Genomic DNA, 6,584 nt, shown 5'->3' on the forward strand with positions numbered 1-6,584 from the left:
ATAACTAATTTGAAAGCTAAAAACAATAAAACAAGGCGTATATAGACATGATTGATTTGGCGAGTTAAATTTTAAATAATCATTTGCTTAAAATAATATATGTGATTAAAATGAAATACGATTATTATACTGACGGTGCTGCAACCATGGTAAAGAAGAACGGCAAATACCTTCGTGAAGCCGGAGGTTGGGCATTCATCAAATTGGCCGATAATGAAATAATAGCTGAACAGTCAGGAGGATGTCCTCTGACAACCAACAACGAAATGGAACTCTATGCAATTTATGCTTCAGTCCGTGATTTCATAGATGCATCAGATGAAGGAGATGAAATCGAGATATGCTCCGATTCAGGATATTGCATCAACATATTCACCCAATGGGCAGCAGGATGGAAACGCAGAGGATGGAAAAAATCTGACGGCAAAACCATTGAAAATCTTGAATTGATAAAAGCAATTTGGGATTTGATTCAGCCAATAAACATTACATTCAAAAAAGTCAAAGGACACTCAAAAGACAAACTAAACCAAAAAGCCGACAAGCTGGCCGTGAAGGCTAAAATAAATTCAAAAAAGACCGGAAAAACAATCGGTTACAATCAAAAGGATGACAGGCTTCTTGGAAAAAAATCATCAATCAATAATTAAAAAAAAGATTTAAAAAGTGAGATTAATCACTTTTTAACAGTTATTTTTATTTTTTTGGTTACAGCCTTATAGTAGGCGTTTCCTGCAAATTTAACAGTAGCAGTAAATGTTCCTTTTTTGGTTAGTTTGGTAAGCTTGAATGTTGCCTGACCTTTTTTGTTTGTTTTTGCAGCGTAAGTCTTACCGTTAACTTTTATAGTAATTTTCTGGTTTTTGTAAACCTTGTTTTTATCAGTTTTTAAGGTAACCACATATTTTTTGGTTTTATCTTTAATCTTAAAGGTCTTTTTCGCTGCAGTTAATTTTGGAGTTGCCTTGCTTACTACAACCTTAATTGTTTTGGAAGTTCCTAAAATGTCTTCCTCACCACTATATGTTATTTTTGCAGTATATGTTTTTGGAACAAGGTTTGCAGGAATGTTAATACTGCCCATACCATCTGAATATATTTGTGCTGAATATACCTTATTATTTAGGCTAAGTTTTACTATTCTACCCATTAAATTATTTCCTAAGGAATCTTTCAATGTGATGACAAGTTTTTTGGCAGTACCGTATGTGGTTTTAACAGTTGAAACAGAGGTTATAACCCCTTTGACTTCTGAAACCACGAATGTAGTGGATTTTGATACCGGTTTGAATATGTCATTTCCATGATAATTCACGGTTACAAGATATTCACCAGGTTCAAGTCCTTCAAGTCTTGCAATACCTCCATCCAATTCAAATGAATATTCACCCTCATTTTCTACAACAAAATCAACAGTTCCTGTTGCGTCTTTAGGTAAAACCGCTTTTAAAACATCAACACCGTTTTCATTAACCTGTGATAAGCTGAGAGTTGGAGTTGATTTTGTAACTTTTAAATTAGTGTTCTTGTTTTCACCGGTTACAGGATTGATAATGGTAACTTTATAATCTCCCCTATTCAGACCTACTTCCAAACTGGCAATACCTGAAGCATCAGTAGTTGCTTTGTATTCAGCGGAGTTTATTTTAAATGTAACAGCAGTATTTTTAATCAAATTACCGTTTCCATCAATAAGTTCGACATTTAACTTATCTGTTGAAACATCCTCGACAGCACCAACAACGGTTATTGTTGACTTGACTGTAATTTCAGCTAAAGCAGTCCTGTCCTCAAAGGTTGCTAAAACACTGTAAATACCAGGATTTAATTCACTTTTCAATGTAGCAACACCATTTGCATCAGTTGTTATATTATATGATACATCATTGATTAAAAGTTGAATTACAGCATTGCTAACAGGTTTATTGAAGTTGGTTAAAGTAACTGTGAATTTTTCAGAACCACCATAATATTTTTCCACCTTTTGAGTGGTTAATGTATAATTTGTAATTTCATAATCGAAATCCAGAGTTTTTGACTTTATATTGTTGAAGTTAGGGTCTCCGATATAATTTGCATATACACTGTAGGAACCTTCTTCAAGAACACTTAAAGCCAGAACAGCTTTTCCTTTGGAAAGAATAGTTGTGTATTTGTTTGATCCCATGGTAAATACGACATAACCCATTGCAGATGTATGTGTAATTTCAGCAGTTATGAAAATGGAATTATCACGTTTGGATTTGGATATTGAAATTGAAGGAGTGGTTTTATAGATTTTTATTTGGGAAATTTTTTTCTCACCACTTTTTGTGTTAACTGTTGTAATTGTGTGAGTTCCCACAGGTAAGTCAACATCTACACTTGCATATCCATTGCTATCAGTAGTTGCAGTGTATTCATTTCCATTAACTATGAATTTGACCTCCATATTAGAAAGATCATATGAAAATGGGTTTTCAAAATTAGCTCCGAGTTTGGAATTTAAATATTCTGCATCTGAACCATCCATAGTAATTGTTGAGTAAATAAAAAGATATCTTTCAATTGACTGGCCATTATATTCATACAATACAGGATATTCCCCAACTTCCAAATTCAAATTGAGGAAATTTGCTTCACCTTTTTCATCAGTAGTAGCAGTATATGTATTATTTCGAATTGTTGCATAAACGGTTTCACCTTTAACAGGATCACCATTACTATCAGCTATTGTAGCCTTAGCAAATGATCCTCCATAATAAGTCGCAAAAGTTTCAGCATTTAATATATAAGGATTTTTAGTGACTGAAAATTCTCTGCTGTCTGAAGAAACCCTCAGGTTTTGATTACCAGAATAAGTAGCAGATACAGTATATTTACCAACAGCTAAATTATCAAGTTTTAAGCTGGCAATATAAAACCTATTGTTCCCTATTCTAACACTTTCAACTGGTTTTTTGTAAACTTTTCCAAGAACAATGAAATTAACATCACCTGTTGCAGGAATACCCAACGGACCTACTGTAGCATTAATAATAACATCAGAACCGTCCTGAACAACTGAAAGTAAACATTCAGAATCAATTTGTGCAATATCCAATATGAATTCTTTTTTCTCACCACTTACAGGATTAACTACTGATACTGAATACTTTTCAACAGGTAAAATATATGGACTACCAATTTTAGCAATTGCTAAACCTTCATTATCTGTAACAGCGGAATATTCAATAGGATTTGAATTCACATTATAATATGAAATACTGAATGTAATATCTGCATTTTTAAGCACATTTCCATCAGTATTTAAAAATGATGCAGAAACATATGAATCGAAAAAGTCTTGTGTCATGTCATTAGTAACGATAGTGGATAATACTGCAAACTTGGATGTTACAACTTTACCTCCACGCTGTGCAGATACATAATATACTCCAACAGGCAAATCGCTTAAATCAAGCACAACCTGACCATTTGCATCAGTTTTTTCATCATAATCTTTTCCATTTACTGATATTTTAACATTTTCACCAACTAAAGGATTACCGTCATTTATAAATGTTACTGTATATTTTTCAGAACTTCCATAAAATTTAGATACATCCTGAGTTTGAATAACCAAATTATTATTAGTTTTAGCTACATTGATTTTGAATTCAACAACTTTGGAAATTGCCCTGCTTGATTTGAATTGTGCTGTAATGTCATATGTTCCTTCCTTTTCAAAGGAAATATTTAGAGTAGCTTTTCCGTTTTCAACTGTTGCAAAGTAGTTTGTTCCGTTTACTGTGAATGTTACAAGACCATCAACTAAACGTTGGATTCCATCAACATCACAATATTTGTCAATGTCCATTCCGATATTGACCAAATCTTCTACATAGATATTGTCGAAATGATTGTACGGATTAACGTCAAGTGATATTTCAGATAAATCATCAGTACGGGTGAATGCCTTTATACAAGCAACTCCAGATACTGAAGCATAGTTATATAAATCATTCCAGTTACCGGTAGTTTTGAAAAATGAAATGCCTTCACCGAAATTAATCTTGTTGATTTCACTAGCCGAACTGATTGGGAAATATGTCTGTCCGTTTCCGAAGAATGTTATTTCAACCTCAAAGTTGTCGCCTTTTTTAAGTGAAACCTCATTTGTTAATGGTATAGTGTAATAACCTATCTCAGAAAATCCTTTCTGGGTTGTCATCAATTCTCCATTTTTATAAATTGAAGCAGTGTAATTTGTTGGTACATCGAAATAAGTAGAAAATGCTGAAAGGATTTCATCTTTTTCTGCTGTGAACTTGTTTTTAACGGACACCTGATTGCCGACAATACTATGGAACCCGCTTTTACCTTCAAAGTCATACTGATAGATATTGCTGTATCCTCTGTCATCGTCAAAGATGAATGTATATCCGAAAGTGATAGGCTGCTGGTAAGATAGGTATCCGAAACCGTTGTATCCCCATTCAGTTCCCCAGCTGTTTTTGACTATCCATGCACCTAACGCCTTGTTTCCTAAAAAGTCACTACTGGTAAATTCATCATCCCAACCGACAATGGTAACTGCATGCCCTTTGTTCTGACCCAACTCGATACCTATTGAAACAGCACCGTATTTCATTACAGCCTGTTTAATGTGGTCATTGTCGTAGAAATTCTGCCTTTCAGGTAGGATGTAAACATTTTGGACATGGATTTCTGAATCGTGAATAAATGACAATGCTGAATAATCATCATAAACATCATATTCATCATATATCGGACCAAACCAGCTTGCAAGGTATGCTATAAACATGTACAGGTTTCCACCGCTGTTTGCTCCGGTGTCTGAATCAAACAGAGAATATTCTGACATCAAGTTTTTAACGTTTTCCTCTGAGAAGTCATATTCAATTCCTGTTGCCTTTTTAAGACATGCCTCTAATGTTGCAATTCCTGAAAATGCCCAACAGTTTCCACCATCCATCTGATCCTTTGCAGGAGTTATGTAACCATACTTTCTTGAATCATATGAAGATGGTACAACACTTATTACTTCCGGAGTGTAGTTGATAATCGGAACTGACTTGTAATAGTCAATATCATAAATGTTTCCATATTTTAAAAGCTCATATACACTGTCATAGGTGTTACCTTTTTGATCAACCTTTACATTGCCACCGTCAATGAAAACAATATGTCCTTCATTTGCTGTGGAATTTATAAACTGATTGTTTGATAATGTGAATAAATCGGAAAGCCTGTTGAATATGCTTCCACCACTGAGAGCATGAGAGTTTTTGAAAGTGTTTTCTGTAAGAATAAGGTTTCCGTACATATTGTAGATTGAACCACCGTAGTATGTTGCGTGGTTATCCCTAAATTCGGTGCCTGTGATTGTGGAGTTGGTCTTCAGGCTGCTGATTGCTCCTCCGAAATCGGAATAACCTTTCACAAATTTGGAATCTGCAATGTTTATTGTTCCTCCTGTAGCATAAATTGCACCACCTGCATCATTCAATGAGACATAATCATTGAAAATAACATTATTGATGTCAAGAATGCTTGAAAATGAAGCTATTACACCACCGAAACTGGTAGCCTGTGATTGTAAAAATTGGGAATCTTTTAAATGAAAATCACTGCAGTTTGCATATATTGCACCTGCATATTTAGCTTTATTTCCAGTAAATGAGGAGTTTTGAATATTAAAACTTGATTTGATACTGTAAATCGCACCACCAAAGCGATTTGCAGATGAACCATCGAAAAGACAGTTTTGAATATTTGCTATAGTGTTATATGCAGCAATAACTCCACCGGATTCTGCTGAATTGCTAATGAATTGACAGTTTGTAAGATTTAAAGTGGTTTTCTTGTTAAACGGAGTGTCACAAATGATAACTCCTCCATAAGTGGATTCATATGTTTTTGAAATATATGAATATGAAAGACCCGGAGAGGAAGTGAAACTTTTACTGTATGTGAATGCCACATTGTCAGCTATAATATTAGCATGATTGCTTATATGAATTTTATCCATTCTTAAATTCTTTAAGACAAAATAGGAACCGTCTGTTACAGTAAAAGCAAATTTATTGGTCAATGTAGTAGTCAAAATAGTATTTTCGATACTCTGACCTATAAATGTTGTCTTGTAAGTTGAAGATGAATGAATTGAAGTTGCTTCATTTTGAGCAATATTATAAACACCATCAGCAAAATATACTGTACCACCATAAGGTATTCTGTCTGACTGATAATACTTATACGGACTTTCTTTTGAACCGTTACCGTCACTGGCGGCATTTGCATCAAAATAAACCTCAGAATTTTCTGCAGAATCACCCAATACAGAATATGTATCATTTACATTATTAGTTACCACCTGAAGATTCTGCGAATCATCATATTGACTTATCGTTTCATTTGCTGCATCGCTTGCAAAAGCGCATGATGCAGTAAGCATAATACACGTTATCATGCAAAAAATTAATATACCCCTTTTTAATTTCATTTAAAATTCCCCAATTTTTTGAATAAAATTATTTTTTTCATTATATGATATAATTTAAGTGAATCTTTATATATTAATTTAATTGAAAAAATGCTTA

General features: G+C 33.7%; 2 protein-coding genes. One reads left to right on the top strand and one right to left on the bottom strand.

What is annotated here, in order from left to right; translation table 11 throughout:
- Positions 1–110: 110 nt before the first annotated feature.
- Positions 111–650, top strand: a complete 540-nt coding sequence (locus ACKI2P_RS05620) for a ribonuclease H (RefSeq protein WP_407375801.1) — start codon at positions 111–113, stop codon at positions 648–650.
- A gap of 26 nt (positions 651–676) precedes the next feature.
- On the opposite strand, the gene ACKI2P_RS05625 is transcribed toward ACKI2P_RS05620, so the two are convergent.
- Positions 677–6,454, bottom strand: coding sequence for a C1 family peptidase (locus tag ACKI2P_RS05625; protein ID WP_407375803.1), 5,778 nt, complete (start codon positions 6,452–6,454; stop codon positions 677–679).
- Positions 6,455–6,584: the final 130 nt, after the last annotated feature.

The organism is Methanobrevibacter sp., from assembly GCF_045541095.1.
Lineage (GTDB): Archaea > Methanobacteriota > Methanobacteria > Methanobacteriales > Methanobacteriaceae > Methanocatella.

What these genes read in the sequence shown, in the direction of transcription:
- ACKI2P_RS05620 (WP_407375801.1), top strand. Translation starts at nt 111, where the DNA reads ATGAAATACGATTATTATACTGACGGTGCTGCAACCATGGTAAAGAAG.
- ACKI2P_RS05625 (WP_407375803.1), bottom strand. Translation starts at nt 6,454, where the DNA reads ATGATAACGTGTATTATGCTTACTGCATCATGCGCTTTTGCAAGCGAT.